The sequence below is a fragment of the Campylobacter sp. 2018MI34 genome, from assembly GCF_016598975.1.
In the GTDB taxonomy this organism is placed as follows: Bacteria; Campylobacterota; Campylobacteria; order Campylobacterales; family Campylobacteraceae; genus Campylobacter_D.
The window spans coordinates 91,697-114,151 of record NZ_JAENKS010000001.1 but is presented as its reverse complement, the minus strand read 5'-3'; the positions used below and the strand labels follow the sequence as shown (position 1 = coordinate 114,151).

The window sequence follows — 22,455 nt, the reverse complement described above, 5'->3', positions numbered from 1 at the left end:
TTATATAAAAAATTTAATTTTATTATTTAAGAAAGAGGTTATTTTTATAATGAAAAAGCTGATATTTTTAGTTTTTATTTCAATTCTTTATGCAGATGATATGATAACTCCTATATCTAAAGTCTCTTACAATAAAGAAAAGGCTATTTTGGGAAAGAAGCTTTATAATGATACAAGTTTATCAAAAGATGGAACAGTATCTTGTAATACTTGCCATAGAATTGATAATTTTGGAGTTGATAATAAAGAATTTTCAACTGGAGTGAAAGGGCAACTTGATAAACCTTTTAATACTCCTACTACTTTTAACTCGGTATTTAATTTTGTTCAGTTTTGGAATGGTAGAGCCAAAGATTTAAAAGAACAAGCTAAAGTACCATTTTTTAATCCTATAGAAATGGGTTTAGAATCAGAAGAAGAACTAATTCAGAAAATTAATACCAATACTTTATATGTTGATGATTTTAAAAAAATTTATGGCAAGGTTAATATAGATAATATAATGGATGCTATAGCAGAATTTGAAAAAACATTAATTACTTTAAATTCACCTTTTGATAGATATTTACAAGGTGATAGTACTGCTATATCACAAAAAGCAAAAAGAGGATATGAAGCCTTTAAAAATAATGGTTGTATAGCTTGTCATCAAGGAATAAATATTGGAGGTAATATGTATCAAAAAATTGGAATTTTTGAAGAATATCCTAATCAAGAAGTTTTAGGAAGGTATGAAATAACTAAAAATCCTGAAGATAAAATGGTTTTTAAAGTTCCAAGTTTAAGAAATGTTGCAAAAACAGCTCCTTATTATCATGATGGGTCTATTCCAACTTTAGATGCTTGTGTTCAATTTATGGCTTATTATCAACTTGGTAAATTTTTAGATCAAGAAACTGTTGATGAGATTGTAGCTTTTTTAGAAAGTTTAACAGGAGAATATAATGATCAAGTCAAATAAAAGTTTTTTCTTGTATCAATTTGTTTGCTTAGCTGTAATTGTTTTTGTTTTTGTTTTGGCATTATTGTTTTTTATTTTTAGTAATCATTTGAATTCTAAGAGAAATGAGCAAGTTGCAAATTTATTAAATAAATTAGAAATTTTAGATTCTAGGATTGATCAAATTTTTGAAAAGAGATTTAATTTTGTTAATTATGATTCAAGCGTAAGCTTGGTTAAAGAATTTGAAGATTCTTTAACCAAGCTTCGTAATTTCTCAATAGATGTTTCAGAAATTGATAATATTTTTAAAACTAAAGTAGAGCAATTAGAAAAATTTAAATCAGCAAATTCTATCGCAATTAATTCAAAAATTTATCTTTATGAATTAAATAAAAATATATTAACAGAATATTTAAACAATCAATTAACAGAGTATCCTAAAATACCTGAAGTTCTTAAAAATACAAATGAAATTTTAACAGTTTTAGCAACGCAAAGCATTTTAGAAAAAACCACTTTAGATATTCTTAGAAAATATATCAATAATTTAAAAAATATAAATATAAAAAATGAAGAGCTTAGTTTATTTTTAAAACATTTTCAAATGATTGTCGATCAAATTTATATTATGCAAGTAAATTCTTCAATGTATTTAGATAATACCTTGGAGACAAAAATTATTGATTTTAAAAATATGACTAATAAAAAATTAGCAACAAAAATGCTTAATAATCTTTATTTTGCTTTAGCTATAGTTTGTATCACTATTGTTTTATTGGGATTATTTATATTAATAACACTTAAAAAAGTTGTTATTCCTATTTCTATTTTAGAAAAGTTAAGTGCTAATCTTGCTGGAAATGAGGCAAATTTAAAAGCAAGATTAAATATTAACCCAAAAAGTGAATTGGGAAAAAGTGCAGGTTATATTAATACTTTTATTTCTACTGTTGAAAATTCCGTTCTTGAGGCAATTCATAGTGCAGAAATGTCTTATAAGAATTCAAAATTACTTAAAAATAATGTAAGTTTATTAGAAGAGAGTTCAAATTCTCAAAATGAACAAATTAAAAGTGTAAGAGGTATCACAAAAGCTCTAGATAGTCATATAGATTTAGCCCATAATCTTGCCCAAGAAAGTATTAATAATATGCAAGATATGAGTATATTAATGAATAAAGTAGAATCAACTTTATCAGATCTTGTAGGTTTGATAAATGAAAGCAATGAGAAAGAACAAAATATTGTTAAAAATATGGATTATTTAACTCAAACTGCTGATAATATTATTTCTATTACAAGCTCCATAAGGGATATTGCAGATCAAACCAATCTTTTGGCTTTAAATGCTGCCATTGAAGCTGCTCGTGCAGGAGAGCACGGAAAAGGTTTTGCTGTTGTGGCTGATGAGGTAAGGCAGTTGGCTGATAAAACAAGTAAATCTTTGGTTGATATTAATACAACTGTTCAAATGATAGTGCAACAAATTAATGATAATAAATCTTTAATGGATACTATTCATGATTCTATGAAAGAAACTTCTCTTAAAACAAATGATTTGCAAAAAGAACTTGTAAATTCCATGTATAAATTAGAATCAAGTAAGCAATCAGCTCAAACAATGAAGGATAAAAGCGTTGAAATAAAAGATAAAATGTTAAATTTAGGGGGTAATATTGATAAGGTAAGCGAACTTGCTAACTCGGTTAAAGAACTTTCAATGGAAATAAATACTATTTCAGAGGATGTATTAGAAGGCGCTTCAAAGCTTTCTGAAAAATTAGGAAGTTTTAAGTAATTGATAATAAAATATTTAATTTTTTTAATAAGGAGGCGTTATGGAGTTTTTAGAGCTTTTATTGGTATTGATTGCTTTAATCTTAATGATTAAAAAACCAGAAAAAGAAAAACTTGCTTTTACTTTGGTAATAATAGCTTGGTTAATGATGGTTTTTTTCTATGTTGGTCACAAAACTGGTGCACTTTTAACTATAATGAATTTATAAAGAAAGGGCTAAAATGAACGAGATTAATAAAACAAAAAATTTTTATACTTTAATGTGTTTAGCGGGTTTTTTAATCATACTGTTGCCCGTTGGAATTGCGAATATGGTTTTTGGCTATATATTGGGTGATAGTCCTTGTACTCTTTGCTGGGGTCAAAGAGAAGCTATGATTTTTATAGGAGTAATAGCCCTTTTTATAGTCCGTTATGGTATAAAAGGAAAATATTTAGCTGCTCTTTTAATTATGACTGCTATTGGTCTTTATCAGTCCTTTGCTCACTATGGAAATCACGCTCATCGCGATTTAGATCAAGGTTTTGGATTAGCTGTTTTTGGAATTCATACATATTTTTGGGCTGAAGTTGTATTTTGGGCTGTTGTATTATTATTAGGTGTAATTTTTGCTTTTGCTCCTAAATTTAGTGCTTTTGAAAAAGAATTAAATGGAGAACAATTTAGAAGATTTACTAAATTTAGTTTTACTGCTGTATTAATTAGTGCTTTAATTATAGCTTCAAATGTTTTTCAAGCTTTTGTAAGTACCGGAATTCCTCCATATGTGGGACAAGGAGATCCAGTAAGATTTACCTTAAATCCAAAATATGTTATTTGGAGCACAGAAGGCTGGAATGGCTTATGGCAAAATATATCTTTTTTAGGAAAACGTGATGTTAAGGCACCTGATTATGCTTTTGCTCCTGCAAGTGAAAAATTAGGGATTAAATTTGATAATAACATTAATAATTCTCCATTTGCTAAGATTGATAATGAATTAAGTATTGCAAAAGAAGAAACTATATCATTTTATAAGCCTATAAATACGCTTGATTATATTAATAATGAATTTATAGCAAGTTCTAAATGGGATGTTGCTTTTCTTGATGATAATTTTAAAATCAAAGAAAGTTTCGAACTAGATCCTTATTTTTCAGCTACTATTGATCCTATCATAGGAATTATTCCTTATATGAATGATAAATTTATTCTTATGGGTTCAAATAAATCATTTTTAAGATTTAAGAAAAATCCTAATGCTGATGATGCTTTGCAATATGCTGATTTTATAAAAGGTTCAAACAATTTTGAAGGTCAAGGAAAAGGTTTAGGTCGCGGAAGATTGGATACTGTAAGATCTAAATTTAATCATGTATTAAGTATGACCGCGGATAATAATTATTTTTATCTTGCAACAACTCCAAACAATAAAGATGCAAAAACTTTTGTTATTTCTAAATTTTCTTTAAAAGATTGTGTATTGTCTGGAGAATTTACACCTAAAGCTGAGCTCAAGGAAGGAAAAACTTTAGGAGATCTTTATATAACTTCAATGACTTATAAAGATGGTTTGATTTATGCATTAAGTAAAAATCATAATGTTATTGCAGTGATTGATCCGGAAAAAGAAGAAGTGATAAAAGTTATTTCTTATCCACAAGTTATTACAAATGCAAGAAGTATTTTCTTTAAAGATGGATCAATAAATATTCTATCTTATCAGAATAACGAAAATAAACTTTATGTTTTAAATTAATGATAAACCCTAGTTTTCTAGGGTTTATTTTTTAGTTTTAATTTTATTAATTTATAGCCAAAATCATCAATATATTCATTAAAGCCTTCAAAGCCCATTTTTTTATAAAATTTTATAGCATTTAAATTTTCTTTATTAACTTCAACTTTTTGTATATTAAAATCATTTAGAACTTTTTTTATAAGCTTTTCTCCGTATTTTTGACGAAAATATTGAGGATCAATAAAAAGCATTTTTATAATATCCTTATAAAATCCCAAAAAGCCCACTAAGTTGTTGTTTTTATAATAAAATAAAAATTGAAGTTTTTCTAGTCCATTATTTTTTAGATAGTCTTTTATGATATTGAAATTTTTTTTATCTAAAAAGTGATGAGTAGCTAAAACGCTTTTTTCCCAAATATTAAGTAAAGATTTTTTTTCATTTTCATTTAGTTTTTTTAAATATTTTATTTTGTTTGAATAAGGAATTTTATCTTCTAGATCGGCTTGATTAAATCCTTTTAAGCGAAGCAGACAACTATCACATTCACCACAAGCTTCATTTTCATTTTCATAACAAGACCAAGTAAGTTCTAAAGGGATATTTTTTTTTAAAGCCAAAGAAACAATTTGCTCTTTTTTTAGATTGATTAATGGGGTTATGATTTCAACTTTATAATTTTTGCTTGTTCCTTCATTAATAAATTCTTTTGTTTTTTTTATAAATTGAGCTGTGCAGTCTGGATATCCGCTACCATCTTCTTCGACTACTCCTATAAAAATAGCTTCGCATTTTTCTTTTTCTGCCAAAGAGCCTGCTATGCTTAAAAAAATTCCATTTCTAAATGGCACATAGGTAATAGGTGGTGTATCGTTTGAGTGAAGTTCATTTTTTGGTATAGGTAAATTTGTATTTGTTAAAGCATTTCCTCCTATTTCTTTTATAAAAGAAGTATCTAAAATATAAGATTTTTCTACTCCTAGGTTTTTACAAATTTGTTTAAAACATTCTCTTTCTTTATTTTGTGTGCGTTGATTATAATCAAAGTGCAAAGCTATTATTTTAAAACCTTGTTCTTTTGCCAAATAAGCACACGTAGTGCTATCCATTCCTCCGCTTATAATGCAAAGTGCTTTTTTGCTCATTTTTGTCCTTAATATTATAAAATTTTTATCATAATTTTTAAATATAAATTTTATAATATTTAAGGATCAAAGTAAAATAATAAAAATAAAAAAAGGTATTTTTATGCTTGTAAGTAGAATTTATAAAATCGCCTCTTGTAATGATAATGAGCTTAATATTGCAAGAGAGTCATTGTTAAAATTTAGGCTTACTTATAATGATAATAAAAAAATAGAAGCCTTGCTTTTTATTATAGCAGGTGGGGCAGAAGATATGAATTCTTATGTTTATGTAGAGGATTATGCAGCAAGAAATTATAATGTTGCTACTATAAATGTTAATTATCACTGCATTGGAAATAGATCTCATTTAGGAGCTAGTTTTTGTATTGATGAGCTAGATAAATTTATCTTAAAATCAAGTCTTAAAGCTATAAATTTAGATTTTGATACAAGTTCTATTAATTCTTATGAAAGTTTAAATCATTCTTTTTTGCGTTTAGATTACTTGTTATCTTATTTAAAAAGTAAAAACTATATTTCGCAAGATTATCGTTTACCAGCTCATGTGAGTTTTGATCCGCAAGAAAAGAGTATCAAAACTTTGGAATTATGCAAGCACAAGATTTATTAAATGTTTTACTTTTTATTAGAAAAAATTCTCCTTTTGATACTTATACAGGGGGGGGGATTAAGAGTATAATGCTAGGAAATTCTTATGGAGGATATTTGGCAAATTTGGTAGCTAAAATTTCGCCTTGGAATGTAAATGCTATTATAGATAATTCATCTTTTGTGAATTTTTCAAATTATATTTGGCGTTTGATAGGTTTTGGAAAAGAACTTGATTTCACTAAATTTCACAGTATTATGATAAAACTTTATTTAAAAATATTACTCTTTATTTAAGCGATAAAACTTTTTGGACAAGTAACAAAGAAAGCAAAAATTACTTTTCCATTGCTAGAAAACTGATAAGAGAACCTTTGAATAAAGATCATATAAAAATTCAATCTAAATGTTTTAAAACAAAATATATTTCTTATCATAGTGTTTTTGATGAGCGTGTTTCTTATAAAGATAAAAAAGAATTTTATGACCTTTTAAGACAAAATGGTTTTGATGCTACTCTTCATAGTGTGGATAAAATTGATTCTAAATTTATTAAAAATTTAAAGCACGGTATGGGCATTTCTACAAAATTGCTTATTAAAAAAGAATTACCTTCACTCTTGCTTGAATTTAAAAAGCAAAAATATATAAATGATAAAAAACAAATTACTTATTTAAGCGATGATTTATCTTATACTTTCAAAGAAGAAAATGATAAAATCATCTTAAAAATTATAAAGGATATAAATGATTAGCATAAATTTAATAGAACATATTTTTAAAGCTGCATCAATTAGCAGATGGAATGATTATCCAAGAATGACAAATTTGGTTGAGCTTGATAAACAAGCGCATAAATTTATTATTGCTTATTTTATTGCTAAAATGGAGCAAAATGTTAATATGAGAGTTATTATCGAGGGTGGAATATTTGAATTTTTAAGTCGTGTTGTTGTAACTGATATACGTCCAGATGTTTATCACGAGATATTAAGGCAAAAAAAAGATGAGATTAATAAATGGGTATTGAGCAAAGTAGAACCTATGATAGGTCATATTGAAAATGGAGAATTTTTAAAACGTTTTGAAGAATATTTAAAAGCTAATACTTATGCTAAAGAAAAATTGATTTTAAAAGCAGCATCTTATTTTGCAACAAAGTGGGAATTTAATATAGTTTATCAAACATCATCTTTTTTAAATGATATAGAAGAAATTAAAAGTAAAGTTGAAGAAGAATTAGAAGATTATTATGAGCTTATAGGTGTTAGAAAAATTGCCTTAAATCAAAAAATTGCCAAAATTATTGAGTTAAGCGGAAGACTTCGTTTCCAAAAACGCTGGGCTCAAACACCTAGAATTCCAGAAACTGCTGTTTTAGGACATATGCTAGTAGTAGCTATTTTGGGATATTTTTATTCTTTAGAAATAAAAGCTTGTGATAAAAGACTTGAAAATAATTTTTATTGTGCTTTATTTCACGATTTGCCCGAAAGTTTAACTAGAGATATTATAAGTCCTGTTAAATACGGCGTAGATGGGCTTCATACTATTATTAATGATTATGAAATGAAACTTATAAATGAAAGAATTTTACCTTTAATTCCTGAAAATTTAAGAGCTGAATTTGCGTATATTTTAGGAATAAGAGAAGGAAGAGAAAATGAGGGAGTTTTTGTAAAAAATGAATTTGAAAACCGCACCTATAAAAATAAAGTAGTAGAGCTTTGTAGTGGAAGTTTAGCTTCTTTTAATCAAAATGAATTTGGAGCTATTGATGGTAAAGCTTTAAAGCATTGTGACAAATTAGCAGCTTTCATTGAAGCTGGCCTTTCCATTAGTTATGGAGTGCGATCAAAAGAATTAGAAGATGGATTTAAAGATATGTTTAATTTTTTTGAACAAAATAAAACTATAGATGGGGTAAATTTTTTAACAATTTGTGAAGAATTTAAAAAATATTTTAGCTTAAATATTTAAACCATTAAAATTTTTTTAAATTAAAATTTAATATATTTTAAATAAAAATATATTAAATTATTAGAAATTTATTGAGGAGGTAAAAAATGAAAACCAATGATTGTCAAAAACATATTGTTTTGTCTTTTTTTATAGGAATTTTAGCTGGAGTATTTGGTGCTATTGTTAAGTGGGGTTGGGAAGTTCCTTTTCCTCCTAGAAATCCAAATTTTCCTTGGCCATTGGATTCTTTAGAGAGAACTACTCCTCCTAAAATTTTTTTAGAACAGCTTGGTTTGCCAACAGATTTAACTTATATTTTTTCTGGAATAGAATTGCCTCTTTCAATTTTTATTGTTCACGTAGGATTTTCTATTGTATTTGCTGTAGCTTATTGTATGATAGCAGAGTATTATCCTCGCATTAAAATGTGGCAAGGTGCTGTTTTTGGATTTTTTGTTTATCTTTTTGCTCATGTTATGGTTATGCCTTTAATAGCAGAAGTTCCGCCACTTTCGCAAATTCCTTTAGATGAGCATATTTCTGAATTATTTGGTCATATAGTTTGGCTTTGGGGTATAGAAATAGTTCGTAGGGATATTAGAAATCGTATTACCAAGGAAATAGAATAAAACCTTTTCCCAGGTGGCTGCGGCACATATTAAATTTAAGTGCTCTGCTGTATTCCTACCCTGAAGCGATGTTTAAAAAAAATATTGCACAGGTCTGAAAAAAGGCTCGTGCATTATATCATAATATACTTAAAAAGTCTTTAGTTGCAAAATAGACCGATTTTAATAAATAAATTATGATATTTTATATATAATATTTAGTTTTGCAAATTATATATTTTTTTATAAAATATTCTTATAAAGAATAATTATTATAAGGAAAAATTATGAAAGTTATTAATTGGAGTAAAGATTTTAGCATTAAAAATATGCAATTAGATAAACAGCATGAGCTTATTTTTGAAATTGCTAATGTTTCAAATGATTTGGTCCAAAAAATTAAAGATAATAAAATGCAATATAAAGATGATTTAAAACAAGTTCTTGCAAAATTATTTCAATATATAAAAACTCATTTTAAAGATGAAGAAAAATTTATGGAAAGTATCGATTTTCCATTAATTGAAGAGCATAAGAAATCTCATAAAATTTTAATAGAAAAAACTAAAGATCTTTTGGCGCATTCAGATGATATTATAAAAATGTCTCATGAACTTTCTATATTAGTTAATGGTTGGATTTTAGATCATTTTGCCAATGAAGATTTGTGGATTGCTAATTTTACAAGTAAGGCTGTGCATCTTAAAGAAATTCATTATACGCTGGATCAGTATATAAAATTAAAATCAATTAGACAAGATTTAACAACTGAAAAAACTTATGATTATATTTGCAATTGTCCTTTATATATCCATACAGTTCCACAAACAATACATGAAGAGCTTGTTAGTAGGGAAAGTGATTTAAAGTGTAGCAAATGTGGTCAAATCTTAGTGCATTTAGATAATTTTGATTTAAATCAAAATTCTGAAGAATTAAATTATATTTTTGAAAACATATTAAAAGAACAAGATTTTATAAATATTAAAAATGATGATATTGGTAACATCATGGGGGGGGGTATAGATGAATTTTCAAATAAAAACTTTGGAAACATTCAATCCTTTTGAAAGCTTAAAATATGAACAATCATTTACAAAAGAACCCCTTGATTTTAGAATTCTTGACTTTAAACTTTTATGCTCGAGTATAAAACCAGCAAAAACAAAAATTTATGAAAGAAAAGATTTTGATTTATTTTATGCCGATGATTTTTTTGTAAAAAATTATGACACTATGGTGCAAAAATTTCTAATAGAAATTTATCCCAAAAAACGAAAAGATACTTTTACAATTAAGCTTAAAACTAATACTGATTTTACCTATTTAAAAGCTTGTGTTAATTTTGCAGATAATTTTAAATATTATTCGCATTTAAAATTTGATATTTTGCAAAGTATTTACAAGGCAATGATTAAACAGAAATTTTTAATCTTAAGGTTTGATAAAAATTTGTTTGAAAAGATTGATAATTTTAATTTATTAATGCAAGAAAATCCATCCATTAAAGAAATGGAATTTGAGATTGCTAAAGGAGTTGATAAAATTGAGCATAAAAGTGATGAAGTTATTTATCATAGAGATGTCAATGAGGCGTGTTTTAGCGAAAATGTTAGTTATGATGAAGGAAGATATTGCAAACCTATTAAAGAAAATGAATTACTTTTTGAGTATGTTTATAGAATTCAAGGAAAAGAAGGGCGCAATTTAAAAGGAGAAATTTTAAATATAAATCCTGTTGTCTTTTTAGATAATCCCTTTGTTATAAAAGATGAAAGTATTTATGTAGAGGAGCTAGAAGATAGGATTAAATATTTTAGCGCAAATTATGGATTTTTAAATAAGGATCGTATAGGATATAGTGTTGCAAATAATTTAAAAGTATCACAAATAGGATTAAAAACAACAGGATCTATTAAAACAAATGTTGATGAAAATATAAATTTAGAAATTACTAATTTTGATATAAGTGATGATGCAATTAAGTCAGGTATTGTAAGTGTAAAAGCTTCTGATATAAAAGTAAATGGTAGTATTGGAGCAACAAAGCTTCAAGGAAGAAATATCTACATAAAAGGTTTAACTCATGCAAAAAGTGAAATTTTTGCACAAGATGCTTTTATTCTAACGCATAAGGGAAGATTAGAAGCAGATACTGTATATATAAAAAATTTAGAAAATGGAACTGTTATAGCTAAGAATGTTTTTGTTGAAAATTGCATAGGTGCGAAAATAGAGGCTGAAAATATTTATATTTGTAATTTATTAACAGATAATGTTTTATATCCTAAGAAAAATTTAATTGTTACAAATGTTTTAAAATTTAAAAATAATATCCATATTTCGCCTATATTATCTATAGAGAATAATATGACCATAGAATATGAAAATATTAAAAAATTAAGTCTTAAAATTAAAAATAAACTTAATGAAACGATAGGTAAAATGCAAAATTATTATGATTATTTAATCAAAAATCAAGCTAAAATTATCAAACTTCAAAAAAAAGAAAATTCCAATACCATAGAAGCGAAATTTTTGGATCTTTATCATGATATTATAGAAAAATATAATCAATTTAGTGTTATATATAAAAAATTAATAAAATTAAAGCATCAGATTGATGTTAAGTTAAATTTTTTTGATGAAATGGTTTATAATGTAAAAATTTATATAAGAACTGAAAATATAGGTGAAGATAATTTTTTAAAATTTTATCCAAAGATTAATACCAATTTTGAATTAAAACATAATATCAATATAAAAGATTGTGGAAAAGTTTTTTACCTTGAAAAGGGGAAACAAATAGATTATATTAAATCAAGTTATTCTTATAATGAAAGTGAAATTGAAGAGATTAAAGAGCTTTTCGAACAAATAGAAAAAGATAATCTTTGATTATCTTTTCATATTAATAGCTTTTTGAATCATTTGATCGCTTGTTGTAATACTTTTTGAACTTGCATCAAAAGCTTTTTGCATTACAATAAGATTTGAAAGTTCTACACTTAAATCTACATTAGATTGCTCTAGATATCCTCCTTTAAATTTAGCCGTATTAACTATTTCTCCATTTTTCATTATAAAAGTAGGATCTCCGCTATTTGCAGTAGCTGCAAAAATATTGTCTCCTATTGCTGCTAAACCTTGTTCATTTATGAAGTTATAAAGAGCAAGTTTTCCAACTATACCATTTTTGCCATTGCTAAATTGTGCAATTATGCTTCCATCATCAGATATACTGTATTGTTCAAAGAATCCTTCTGCTACACCATCTTGTTGTGTAACTATATTTTTTTCAACCCCTTCTTTTATATAAATTCCACTATAACCTGAACCTGGCTTATTAGGATCATATGGGGTTCCTAGATCTATATTAATAGTTCCACCATTTGGATTTGCAATGCTTGTGATATTGTTTTGAAGCAAAGCTCCATTTTTATCAAAAACCATATTTCCTTCAGTTGGATTACCTATGGCTTTGCCATTAGAGTCATAAATTTGTGCAATAGCTTTATATTGTATATTATCACCTTCTTGTGGTAGAACTCTTTCGAGTGTAACCCTTAAAGTACTTTTGCTTCCATCTGCATTGTAAATAGGAGACTCCAAAATATCTTTATTAGCTTTTTGTTGTTCTGTAGCAATTTGAGCTGTATCAAGTTTTATGCTATTTTCATCTAGACCTTTTAGATCAAGTTCATTGCTTGTAAAATTTAAATTTTCATCTAAAGTTGCTTCAAAACTTGTCTTAACTCCATTATCATCTGTAAAATTTAAAATAATTCTATCACCTGCTTTAGCGCTATATACATCTTCTTTGCTAACGTTTCCGCTAACTATGTATTTTCCATCTTCAGTTTTTGTAATATTAAATTTACTAGGATCAAGATCTATTTTAACCACCTCTGTTGTTGTATTGGTGTTTAAACTTCCACTCCATTTTACATTTTGAGTTACTTGAGGAGGTAGATACATATTTACAGGAACCTTAATAGCTCCTTGGGAAGTTGTTGTTCCTAAAGCAAAAGAATTGTTTGAGTTAATTGTAAAACCGCTATTTACAGGAGAGCCTGTATCAAGATAATCCCCCATAAGTCCAGCAACTCTATCGCTGTAGTTAATGTCAGTAAAGGCAGGATTCATCGTCCCTAAAACATAATTTCCATAAGAATCTACAAGATAACCATTCGCATCTCTTCTAAAAGATCCATTTCTTGTATAATAAGCTCCTCCATCTGATCCTAAGACCCCAAAAAAACCTTTTCCTTGTAAAGCTACATCAAATTCTCCATCACTTGCAACAGGTGAACCTTGAGAAAAATCTAATTTTGATGAAGCTGAAGTTGATCCATATCCACTTTGACCAGGATTTGTAGATTGAGATACAACGGTTTGATAAAAGACATCTTTAAATTCTGCGTTTGAATTTTTAAAACCTATGGTATTAACATTAGCTATATTATTAGCTGAAATGTCTATACCAAAGCTATTTGACTTTACTCCAGAAATTCCATTGTAAAATGCATTCATCATAGTTTATGCCTTTTCTTCTTTATCACTATCTCCTGTATCCCCAGTATCTCCTGTATCAGAAGAATCTCCATTTGAGCTCGAGCTATCTCCCACTGTAGATGAGGATGAGCCAAGTTTATAGTCGCTAATTTCACCAATATCATCAAAGCTTACATATTGACCACCCATTTTTGCATAAGCAACCCCGTCAACAAATTTAATACCCTCTATAGGATAGGTTCCATAGTTTGCAGTAATTTTTTCACCATTTTTATTATTATAAACTACTTTTACACTATACTCTCCATCTCCAGCATAAACGCCATCATTGTCTCTACCAGGCCATTCTAAAGTAAATAAACCTTTTGAAACTTCTTTTCCTTCGTTACTTTTTTCTGAGAATATTAATTTATTATTTTTATCATAAACCTCTAAAGTAATTCCTTTATCATCAGAATCTTCAGGGAGATACATTTTAAGTGCAATAACTTCATCAGCACCAGTTAATTTAATAGTATTTGCATTAACTGTGGCCATTTTTCCTATAGCTCCAACTGCTGCAGTGCTCATACTTGTGCTAAAAGAATTAGAAAGTTTTTCCATAGTTTCAACCATTTTTTGCATAGTGGTATTAGTATTTTGTTGCATTTCAAGTGCACTAAGCTGTGAAGTTTGGGTAAGCATTTTGTCACTATCCATAGGATCTGTTGGATCTTGATGTTGAAGTTCTATTAAAAGAAGTTTTAAAAATGCATCTTTATCTAAAGTAGCATTTGGATTACTTACCACACCAGAACTACTACTACTCGTGCTAGATGAACTATCTGCTCTAGTTGTTTTATTAATTTCGCTGGTGCTGGCAGTATTTGTCCAGTTAAGGTTGCTATTCCAAGTTGTTGTGGCCATTATCAAATCCTTTTTTTGTTAAGTTTTTTTAATTAAAAGCAAAAAGTATTCCAACTTAGAAATATTTTGCTAAAACAAGCTCTAAATTAACTTTTTCACTTTCATTTTGCCCATCTAAAGTATCTTTAAAGCCATATCCGCTACGATTTTTTCCTTGATCTTGATTTTGCTCTCTTTTTCCTTGATCGCTAAAATTCATTTCAAGTCCAGTAAATCCCATATTTACAAGGGAATTTTTAAATTCAGCTTGATTTTGTATAAAAAGATTCATAGTATTAGTATTGGAATTAAAATTAATATGTAAATTATTTCCTCTTTGAACTAATGTAACTTCAACCTCTCCTAAATTAGATGGATTAAGAGTGATGTTAATTTTTGTAATAGGTGCTTTATATTGTTCTATGGCTTCTTTTAGGTCATTTGAAAAATATTGTAAAGTTTCTTTTACGCTTATAGAATTTCTAGTTTGATTATGATTTATTCTGCTTAACTCTTTGATTAAAGAATTTAAATCTTCAGAATTTTTTTCTATGGTCTTTTCTTCTTTATTTTGATTGTTTGAATTTTGATTGAAATCTTTATTTTGATTATTATCAAAAGTAGAGTTATTGTTTTTATTTGATTCTTTTAAAATTTTATCTATATTTTCTAAATTAATTTTTTGTTCAAAATTAGTTTGTTTCAAGTCTTTATGATTTTCTTGTTTATTGTTAAATTCTTTCTGATTTAAATTAACAATTTGAGAGCTTTTTATTGTCTCATTTTTGTTAAAGTTGCTATTTTTTATTGTTTCTTCTTGTTTAATAATTTGTTCTTTTTTTTGTGTATCATTGATTTTGCTATCTAAATTTTTATCAATATTTTTTTCAACTTCATTTTTAATATCTTTGGAAGTAAGTTGAGTTTTTTCTTGTTTGATTTCATTTTTAATATTTTTTAGTTCTTGATCATTTTCTTTTAATTTATTTTCAACTTCATTTTTAATATCTTTGGAAGTAAGTTGAGTTTTTTCTTGTTTGATTTCATTTTTAATATTTTTTAGTTCTTGATTTTGCAAAAGACTATCTTTAAAATCTTTGATTTTTATATTTGTGTTTTCATTTAGATCTAGACTATTGGTTTTTGTGTTTTCTTTTTTATCTTTAGTTAAAAGATCGAGATTTTTTAGAGTTTCAGAAAGTAAAGAATTCGCATTGTTTTCTTTGGTTTTGTTTTGAGTTAAAGATAGTTTTGTGTTGGTATTGATCTCTTTATTTTTAATAAGATGAGTGATTTTATTGTTGATAATTTCTTTAAAAACATTATCAATAGAATTTTTAAAAAAATTTGCTTTATTTAAGTTTGGAAAAGTAGCTTTTAAATCGAGCAAGCGATCTACTTTTATGTTTTTAACATTCAAGCCTAGATCTTTTGCTATATTTAAAAGTTCGCTTAAATTATTTGCTTGTTTTAAGGCATTAAAATTAGCTTCTGTTTTAACAATTTGTGTTAATTGAGAGCTTAAATTTCCAAGTTTAATATCAGTTGTATTTGCTTTTAGTTTATCAAGCATAGAAAGAATTTGCATAAAAGAAGCTGATTCAAAAATACTTATTTTATCATTTTCATCAAAAGTTCCTTGCTGAAGCTTATTTAAAGCTTCATTAACAACTTCTTTTTTACTAATTTTCATATGATCTGGTAAAAATTCATTAGTCTCTTCGATAGATTGTAATAAAGAATTTAAAAAATCTTCTCGTTGATCTTCTTTGTTGTTTTCATTTTGATTTTTTGTATCCTTAACCTCAGTATTTTTGCTTTCTTTGCTTTTATCTGTTTTATTAAAATTTGTTTTGGAATTACTTGGAGTTGGATTTAAATTTAATATATCATTTTGTGAGGTTAGGCTTGACATAATAATCCTTAATAATTTAAAAATTTATTTTTTTTAAGTACAGGAAATCTTTCCTCTAAAAAATCATTATTATGAACTTTAATCATTTTATTGCTTATTTCTACGAGAATTTGTAATAGTTCATTTAAATTATTAGCATTTTGAATTTTTATAAAATTTTCATTATTGGATAATAGTTCTGTTAATTCACCTGAAATTCTTGCCATTTTTTTATTTTTATTTGATTTTAAAATTTCTAAAAGATTTAAAATTTCTAAAAGAGTGTTATTTTTTTTACTAACAACTTTAAGATTTAATTCTTCTAAAATTTCTTGTTCTAGTGGTTTTGACATTTTAATTCCTTCAATTTTGATTTTACACTAAGATTAAAAGCAATAAGCGTTCCAAGTTTTAATTTTTAATTTTTAAGTATTTTTTATATATAATTTTCATCTTTTAATTTTGAAGCTTTGGAGAAAATTTTGGAAAATATTAGAAATATTGCGGTAATTGCTCACGTTGATCATGGCAAAACTACAATGGTTGATGAATTGCTTAAACAATCAGGAACTTTTAGTGATAGAGAACAAATTTCAGAACGCGTAATGGATAGCAATGATATTGAAAAAGAAAGAGGTATTACTATACTTTCTAAGAATACTGCTATTAATTATAAAGGCACTAAGATTAATATTATTGATACCCCAGGTCACGCTGATTTTGGCGGCGAGGTAGAGCGTGTTTTAAAGATGATCGATGGAGTCTTACTTTTAGTTGATGCACAAGAAGGAGTAATGCCTCAAACCAAATTTGTAGTTAAAAAAGCCCTATCTTTAGGACTTAAACCTATAGTAGTGATTAATAAAATTGATAAACCAGCTGCAGATCCTGAACGCGTGATTAATGAAATTTTTGATCTTTTTGTAGCTTTAGATGCAAATGATGAACAGCTTGATTTTGCCATAGTTTATGCAGCAGCAAAAAATGGTTATGCAAAGCTTGATTTAAATGATGCAAGTGATAACATGGAACCTCTTTTTAAAACAATTTTAGAACGCGTACCTGCTCCAAGTGGAAATAATGAAAATCCTTTGCAATTACAAGTTTTTACTTTGGGATATGATAATTTTGTAGGTAAAATAGGTATTGCAAGAATTTTTAATGGAAGCATAAAGAAAAATCAGAATGTAATGCTTGCTAAAGCTGATGGAAGCAAAGTAAATGGTAGAATTTCAAAGCTCATTGGTTTTATGGGCTTAGAAAAAATGGATATTGACGAAGCGCATAGTGGAGATATAGTAGCTATTGCTGGTTTTGAAACTTTAGAAGTAGGGGATAGCATTGTAGATCCAAACAATCCTATGCCTCTTGATCCTTTGCATATAGAAGAGCCAACTTTAAGTATAGTATTTTCGGTAAATGATGGACCACTGGCTGGAACTGAAGGAAAACATGTAACTTCAAATAAAATTGCAGAGCGTCTAGAAGCTGAAATGAAAACAAATATCGCTATGAAATATGAAAATAGTGGTGAGGGTAAATTTAAAGTAAGCGGTAGAGGAGAGCTTCAAATTACTATTTTAGCTGAAAATATGCGTCGTGAAGGTTTTGAGTTTTGCATGGGAAGACCCGAAGTTATAGTAAAAGTTGAAAATGGAGTTAAAACAGAGCCTTTTGAACATTTAGTTATAGATGTACCAGATGAATTTAGTGGTGCTGTGATAGAAAAGCTTGGCAAAAGAAAAGCCGAAATGAAAACTATGGTTCCAACAGGAGATGGGCAAACAAGATTAGAGTTTGAAATTCCAGCACGCGGACTTATAGGCTTTAGAAGTCAATTTTTAACAGATACTAAGGGCGAAGGGATAATGAATCATAGTTTTTTAGAATTTCGTCCTTTTAGCGGTGCAGTTGAAAAACGCAATAATGGAGCATTGATTTCTATGGAGAATGGCGTAGCTTTAGGATATTCTCTTTTTAATTTACAAGATAGAGGCGTACTTTTTATAGATCCTCAGACTAAAGTTTATACAGGTATGATTATAGGAGAGCATTCGCGTCCAAATGATTTAGATGTAAATCCAATTAAAGGAAAAAATCTTACAAATGTTAGAGCAAGTGGAAGTGATGATGCTATTAAACTTGTACCACCTAGAAAATTAAGTCTTGAAAGAGCTTTAGAATGGATAGAAGAAGATGAGCTTGTTGAGGTTACTCCGCAAAATATTCGTGTGCGCAAGCGTTATCTTGATCCAACTCAAAGAAAAAGAATGGAAAAAGCAAAATCTTAATTGTATTTTGCTTTTAGCAAAATTATAGCTTAGAATTTTAGATTTATTTTTTATTTAAAAGCTTAAAGTCAATATAAAAAAGAATTCATTACAAATTTTATAGTTATAAATTTTAAATTTCAAGGTAATAATGCAAAATTTAGAAAAGCAAAGAGTATTTCTTATAAAGCGATTGGGTATTTTAAAATTTTTAAGTATTTTAGAAGCTTTTCTTATAGGGTTTTTGTCTTTTATTTTTATTAAGGATTTACTTATAGCTTTGATTTTGGCTATTTTTACGGGAATTTTTTTCTTTCGTTTTATAAGTAAAAAGTTAAAAAAGAATCAAAAAGAATTAGAATTAAATATTTTAAAGCTATTTTTATGTCGTTTTGGAGCAAAACTAAAACAAATTGGAATAAATCAAAAAGAGTTTGAAGCTTTAGCTTTAAGTGAAAAATTAGAAGAAATCAAGAGTTTTAATACTTTTAAATTTAATGATTTTACTATTTATGATTTGCAATTTATAGATGAAAGAAAGCGTTATTTTTGTGGGATTTTAATTAAATTTTCAAAAATAAATAAAGAAATTCGTTTTGATAACGAAGAAATAATTTATAATAAACTAAAAGATAAATTTTTTAGTATTAATTTTTGTTTTGGTAAGGAAAAAAACTATTTAATTTCTACTTTAACACATCCATTTTTTATTGATTTTAATCATAGCGTAGAAGATAATTTAAAAAATTTAGAAAAAAATCTACAAATGATTAAAAATAAATTTTTAAATTAATTTTTTATTTTTAAATAAATATTTATTTTGCTAAAATGATTTTAATACAAAAAAAGGAGTTTTAGCAATGAAGAAATTATTTTTAATTTTTATGCTAATTTGTTTAGCTAATGCCAAAAATTTTAAAGATTATAAAATCGGCGAAGAGCTTAATGATAAGCAAGGTGTTGAGTATTTTGAAGAATTTTCTAAAAGACCTATACAACAATGGCCAAGTAAAAATTTAAGTATCGATGATGTGCCAAAAGGAGAGGAGGGAAAATTAATTCGTTATGGCATACAACTTTTAAGTAAAACAGAGAGTATATTAGGACCCAAGGGTAAGCTTAAAATAACCAATAATGAAGTTAATTGCATAGCTTGTCATATGGATGATAATAATGGTTTGCCTGGTACTAAAAAATATGTTATCCCTTTTTTAAATGTTATAAATAATTATCCAAAACTTGATATAGAAACAATGAAAATTATTTCTTTAGAAGATAGAATTCGTGGCATGGGAGGAACAGATTCTCATAAATTTCCTGATAATTCTAAAGAAATGAAAGCAATTTTAGCTTATTTTAAATGGCTTAAAAAAGCTTATGGTATAAAAGATGGAGTAAGACTTGAAGGAGATTTTTTTGCTAAAATGGATTTTCCAAATCGTCCAGCCGATCCTGTGCGTGGAAAAAAACTTTTTGAAGAAAATTGTGTAGCTTGTCATGGTGAAAAGGGATTAGGCGTTAAAAATGAAAATTATACGCAAGGCGGGGGTCATCTTTATCCATCGTTACTTATTTATCCTGATGGAGGACATATGTCAATGATACCTTTTTTAGCAAGATTTTTAAAATCAGCTATGCCTTATGGTGCAAGTTATGATAATCCTATTTTAAGCAATGAAGATGCACTTGATATTGCAGCTTATGTTAATACAGGTTTTGTAAGAATGCCAATTACGACAACAGAAAATCGTGCAGGACTTGATACTGCTTATAGTAAGTCTCCTTCTTTAAAACCAGAATATTTTGCATCCCCACAGCAAAATTTAGATCCAAAAGAATATATAAAAGTTAAATATGGACCTTGGAAAAATCCAAATTATTTTCCAGGAGAATGATTAAGATTTAAAAGCTTGTTTTTTAAACAAGCTTTATTTTAATCATCAAATTTTTGTCCTAAAATATTTCCATTTATATCTGTATAAACTTTCATATTATTATTAAATTTAAATTTATAACCATTAATTTCTTTGCTTACTTCTATGATTTGCGCATTTGCTTGAGAAGCTTGAACTTTAGAAATTAAATTAGCAGGTAAAAAACCAGTTGGAATAGCTTTATAATTTCCATCAATTTCTTTCCATTCTCCATTGATAATAAAATCAATTTCTGTGCCATCATTTAAAGTAACATCAAAAGAATCAATATCTTTTTTTACAAGAGCTATTTGAGTTCCTTTAAAATAAGTTTGGATAAATTTTTGAGCATTTTGCGGTAAAGAATCAACCGAAACAACCATATCAGCATAAAGCATTGCTACTGTGGCTAAAATTGCAAAAAATATTTTTTTCATAAAAACTCCTTAAAAAATTTTTGATCGAATGAATTGTAATCATAATTTGTGAAGTGAATATAAAAAGAATGAGCAACAGTTAAAGTAAAAAATATCAATAAATTTTTGTTATTCTTATTAAAAATATAAATGAAATGTTTTTTATTATTTTTAATTTTAAAAATTTTTAAATAAAAATTATAATAAATTTTGATAATAGATATTAATTTTAAATTTAGAGTTATTTTAATATAATCATAAACTACAAAATTTGGAGTTTTTTATGGAATTTTTAAAAAATTATATAGATTTAATTATTTTTGTAGTTTTGGGCTTTATGGCTTTTATAGCACTTTGGTGTGTTATAGAAAGAATATTATTTTTCAAAAAGCTTGAATTTGGTGATTATAAAAATCAAGAAAAATTTGATGATGCAATAAGTGAAAATTTAACAACACTTTATATTATTTATTCTAATGCACCTTATATAGGGCTTTTAGGAACTGTTATAGGTATAATGATAACTTTTTATGAAATGGGTTTAGCTGGCAGTATAGATGTAAAATCTATAGTTATAGGACTTTCTTTGGCGCTTAAAGCAACAGCTTTAGGGCTTTTGGTAGCCATTCCTGTTTTGATTGCTTATAATGCTTTATTGCGTAAAGTATCACTTCTTAGCAATTCTTTTAGAATTTATAATGAGAATAAAAATGATTAAACTTCCAAAAAATGAAGGGTTAAACATAGTTCCTTTTATCGATATTATGCTTGTTTTGCTTGCTATAATTTTAAGTATTTCTACTTTTATAGCACAAGGAACTATAAAAATTAATCTTCCATCAAGTCAAAATAGCATAAATATAAACGATAAAGAAGAAAAAATTTCTATTGCAATTAATGCGCAAAATATTTTTTATATTGATGATAGAAAAATAAGTTTAGACGAGCTTAAAAATACTATTGATAATTTAAATCCTAAAGTTATAGTAGAATTAAAAAGTGATAAAGATGCTAAATTTGAAAGTTTTGTAAAAATTATTGATTTATTAAAAGCTAAAAATCACGAAAATTTTCAAATTTTAACTGAGAAAAAGAATGATTAATATATTGAAAAATCATAAGTTTCAAGCTTTCTATCTTTCTTTTTTGTTTTTTTTGCCTTTATTATTTTTATTATTTTCTAGTATTACTTTATTTAAAATAGAATTTAAGAATCAAGAAGTATTTTCTCTTTCAATGAGACAATTTACTATAAATTCTTCTCAAGATAACATTATTCAACAAGAAAAAGAGAATATCCCAATTCCACCTATCCCACCTATAAAAGAAAAAATTATTGAAAATCACAAACCAAAAAAACATAAAGAATTTAAAAAAAAGCCTCTAATTAAAGAAAATCTAAATAAATTTAATGAAGCCATTGTTTCAAAAGAAATTCAAAATTTAAATTCTAATTCAATTTCAAAACAAAATATAGAAACAGAAAGTGTAAATTTTAATGACAACCATCCTTTTTTACAAGAGATTAAAAAAGCTATACAAGATTCTTTAATTTATCCAAGACAAGCTATTAAAATGCGCATGATGGGTGTAGTTTTAATTGAATTTTTATGGAAACAAGAAGGAAAATTAGAGTATTTAAAAATTATAAAAAGTTCAGGACATAAATTATTAGATGAAAGCGCTCTAAAAACAATACAATTAGCATCCAAACACTTTCCAAAATATGATAAAAATATTAAAATTTTAATTCCTATTAATTATAAGCTTAAAAATTAATTTTTATTTGAAAAA

General features: G+C 26.6%; 20 protein-coding genes, 1 other RNA gene and 3 pseudogenes. 16 read left to right on the top strand and 8 right to left on the bottom strand.

The features are described from left to right. Positions 1–49 precede the first annotated feature (49 nt). The 5 genes and pseudogenes from JG676_RS00665 (at position 50) to JG676_RS00650 (ending at position 4,480) form a co-directional block, all read left to right on the top strand. Positions 50–961 (top strand): cytochrome-c peroxidase, encoded by a 912-nt coding sequence (locus JG676_RS00665; protein ID WP_200217017.1) that lies wholly within the window; start codon positions 50–52, stop codon positions 959–961. Further along, positions 945–1,565, top strand: a pseudogene (locus JG676_RS09160) (DAHL domain-containing protein); the annotation flags it as partial. The gene JG676_RS00665 and the pseudogene JG676_RS09160, both read left to right, overlap by 17 nt. Before the next feature lie 633 nt (positions 1,566–2,198). Further along, positions 2,199–2,741: a methyl-accepting chemotaxis protein gene (locus JG676_RS09155; protein WP_373563780.1), complete on the top strand. Its 543-nt coding sequence runs from the start codon at positions 2,199–2,201 to the stop codon at positions 2,739–2,741. A 40-nt stretch (positions 2,742–2,781) separates the two neighbouring features. Further along, complete coding sequence (locus tag JG676_RS00655) at positions 2,782–2,949, top strand: dihydroneopterin aldolase (RefSeq protein ID WP_200169185.1); 168 nt, start codon at positions 2,782–2,784, stop codon at positions 2,947–2,949. Positions 2,950–2,962: 13 nt separating this feature from the next. Continuing rightward, positions 2,963–4,480, top strand: a complete 1,518-nt coding sequence (locus JG676_RS00650) for a disulfide bond formation protein B (protein ID WP_200217016.1) — start codon at positions 2,963–2,965, stop codon at positions 4,478–4,480. Between the two features lie 17 nt (positions 4,481–4,497). Here JG676_RS00650 and JG676_RS08870 read toward each other — a convergent pair whose 3' ends face one another. Together JG676_RS08870 and queC are read right to left on the bottom strand one after the other, a co-directional pair. Next, the gene (locus JG676_RS08870) at positions 4,498–4,821 is read right to left on the bottom strand and encodes a GNAT family N-acetyltransferase (RefSeq protein ID WP_373563779.1); all 324 of its coding nucleotides are present in this window, start codon (positions 4,819–4,821) and stop codon (positions 4,498–4,500) included. Between the two features lie 114 nt (positions 4,822–4,935). After that, positions 4,936–5,607: pseudogene (queC, locus tag JG676_RS08865) on the bottom strand (7-cyano-7-deazaguanine synthase QueC); the annotation flags it as partial. Between the two features lie 103 nt (positions 5,608–5,710). On the opposite strand from queC, the pseudogene JG676_RS00640 reads away from it, so the two are divergent. The 3 genes and pseudogenes from JG676_RS00640 to JG676_RS00630 all read left to right on the top strand — a co-directional run bounded on the left by JG676_RS00640 (position 5,711) and on the right by JG676_RS00630 (position 8,789). Continuing rightward, a pseudogene (locus JG676_RS00640) lies at positions 5,711–6,953 on the top strand (DUF2920 family protein). Further along, positions 6,946–8,178: an HD domain-containing protein gene (locus tag JG676_RS00635; protein WP_200217014.1), complete on the top strand. Its 1,233-nt coding sequence runs from the start codon at positions 6,946–6,948 to the stop codon at positions 8,176–8,178. The pseudogene JG676_RS00640 and the gene JG676_RS00635 overlap by 8 nt, the downstream one beginning before the upstream one ends. 86 nt (positions 8,179–8,264) lie before the next feature. Then, complete coding sequence (locus JG676_RS00630; protein ID WP_200169189.1) at positions 8,265–8,789, top strand: DUF1440 domain-containing protein; 525 nt, start codon at positions 8,265–8,267, stop codon at positions 8,787–8,789. Positions 8,790–8,792: 3 nt separating this feature from the next. Here JG676_RS00630 and ffs read toward each other — a convergent pair. Further along, positions 8,793–8,890: signal recognition particle sRNA small type (gene ffs / locus JG676_RS00625), an RNA gene on the bottom strand. Between the two features lie 165 nt (positions 8,891–9,055). Between ffs and JG676_RS00620 the strand changes: the two genes are divergently transcribed. After that, positions 9,056–9,838, top strand: coding sequence for a hemerythrin family protein (locus JG676_RS00620; protein ID WP_200217013.1), 783 nt, complete (start codon positions 9,056–9,058; stop codon positions 9,836–9,838). Continuing rightward, the gene (locus tag JG676_RS00615) at positions 9,795–11,666 is read left to right on the top strand and encodes a flagellar assembly protein A (protein ID WP_200217012.1); all 1,872 of its coding nucleotides are present in this window, start codon (positions 9,795–9,797) and stop codon (positions 11,664–11,666) included. Before JG676_RS00620 ends, JG676_RS00615 begins: the two co-directional genes overlap by 44 nt. On the opposite strand, the gene JG676_RS00610 is transcribed toward JG676_RS00615, so the two are convergent. From JG676_RS00610 to JG676_RS00595, 4 genes are read right to left on the bottom strand one after another with little or no spacing between them, the layout of a single operon-like run. Then, positions 11,667–13,304, bottom strand: a complete 1,638-nt coding sequence (locus tag JG676_RS00610; protein ID WP_200217011.1) for a flagellar hook protein FlgE — start codon at positions 13,302–13,304, stop codon at positions 11,667–11,669. A gap of 3 nt (positions 13,305–13,307) precedes the next feature. Next, positions 13,308–14,192, bottom strand: a complete 885-nt coding sequence (locus JG676_RS00605) for a flagellar basal body rod modification protein (RefSeq protein WP_200217048.1) — start codon at positions 14,190–14,192, stop codon at positions 13,308–13,310. 52 nt (positions 14,193–14,244) lie between these two features. After that, the gene (locus tag JG676_RS00600) at positions 14,245–16,083 is read right to left on the bottom strand and encodes a flagellar hook-length control protein FliK (protein WP_200217010.1); all 1,839 of its coding nucleotides are present in this window, start codon (positions 16,081–16,083) and stop codon (positions 14,245–14,247) included. 8 nt (positions 16,084–16,091) lie between these two features. Continuing rightward, the gene (locus tag JG676_RS00595) at positions 16,092–16,415 is read right to left on the bottom strand and encodes a hypothetical protein (protein ID WP_200217009.1); all 324 of its coding nucleotides are present in this window, start codon (positions 16,413–16,415) and stop codon (positions 16,092–16,094) included. A gap of 129 nt (positions 16,416–16,544) precedes the next feature. Between JG676_RS00595 and typA the strand changes: the two genes are divergently transcribed. From typA to JG676_RS00580, 3 genes are all read left to right on the top strand, one after another. After that, positions 16,545–18,353: a translational GTPase TypA gene (typA, locus tag JG676_RS00590; protein WP_200217008.1), complete on the top strand. Its 1,809-nt coding sequence runs from the start codon at positions 16,545–16,547 to the stop codon at positions 18,351–18,353. Between the two features lie 130 nt (positions 18,354–18,483). Beyond that, positions 18,484–19,125: a poly(A) polymerase gene (locus JG676_RS00585; RefSeq protein WP_200217007.1), complete on the top strand. Its 642-nt coding sequence runs from the start codon at positions 18,484–18,486 to the stop codon at positions 19,123–19,125. Between the two features lie 67 nt (positions 19,126–19,192). Beyond that, positions 19,193–20,227: a c-type cytochrome gene (locus JG676_RS00580; protein WP_200217006.1), complete on the top strand. Its 1,035-nt coding sequence runs from the start codon at positions 19,193–19,195 to the stop codon at positions 20,225–20,227. Positions 20,228–20,265: 38 nt separating this feature from the next. Here JG676_RS00580 and JG676_RS00575 read toward each other — a convergent pair whose 3' ends face one another. Continuing rightward, positions 20,266–20,682: a PepSY-like domain-containing protein gene (locus tag JG676_RS00575; RefSeq protein WP_200217005.1), complete on the bottom strand. Its 417-nt coding sequence runs from the start codon at positions 20,680–20,682 to the stop codon at positions 20,266–20,268. Positions 20,683–20,944: 262 nt separating this feature from the next. On the opposite strand from JG676_RS00575, the gene exbB reads away from it, so the two are divergent. From exbB to JG676_RS00560, 3 genes are read left to right on the top strand one after another with little or no spacing between them, the layout of a single operon-like run. After that, positions 20,945–21,379, top strand: a complete 435-nt coding sequence (gene exbB, locus JG676_RS00570; RefSeq protein ID WP_200169199.1) for a TonB-system energizer ExbB — start codon at positions 20,945–20,947, stop codon at positions 21,377–21,379. Beyond that, positions 21,372–21,764 (top strand): TonB system transport protein ExbD, encoded by a 393-nt coding sequence (gene exbD, locus JG676_RS00565; protein WP_200169200.1) that lies wholly within the window; start codon positions 21,372–21,374, stop codon positions 21,762–21,764. Before exbB ends, exbD begins: the two co-directional genes overlap by 8 nt. After that, a complete protein-coding gene (locus JG676_RS00560; RefSeq protein WP_200217004.1) occupies positions 21,757–22,440 on the top strand; it encodes an energy transducer TonB in 684 nt (227 codons plus the stop codon). The genes exbD and JG676_RS00560 overlap by 8 nt, the downstream gene beginning before the upstream one ends. Positions 22,441–22,455 lie beyond the last annotated feature (15 nt).